The 255-nt window shown below is 56.9% G+C and carries 1 protein-coding gene; it reads left to right on the top strand.

Annotation, left to right across the window (positions count from 1 at the left end; all coding sequences use genetic code 11):
• Positions 1–255, top strand: a 255-nt coding sequence (locus MRBLMR1_RS08625) for a hypothetical protein (protein WP_500064109.1), incomplete at both ends; no start/stop codon positions are given.

The raw sequence follows: 255 nt of genomic DNA, 5'->3' as shown, positions 1-255 counted from the left end.
TGACTGACGGCAAAACATTCTCGCTCAGCGCCAATGGAGACAGCTGGTCGCTCGAGACCGATCCATCGACAGGTCAGGCGATCGTTCTTCACACAGCGAACGCATCGTCTGGCGGACATGAAACCAGAAGCACCATAGATCGGTTTCTTGAGGTGAGCGTCGGCAAGCCCGAGCACGACTCGCTCCTGCAGATCCTGGGCAGGACGGAAGATCTTGACCCGCAGCCCAACGATAGTTTGCAGACACCATCTTACC

This window comes from Neorhizobium sp. LMR1-1-1.1 (genome assembly GCF_040675795.1).
Lineage (GTDB): Bacteria > Pseudomonadota > Alphaproteobacteria > Rhizobiales > Rhizobiaceae > Neorhizobium > Neorhizobium cellulosilyticum.
This window is presented reverse-complemented; position numbering and strand designations above follow the sequence as displayed.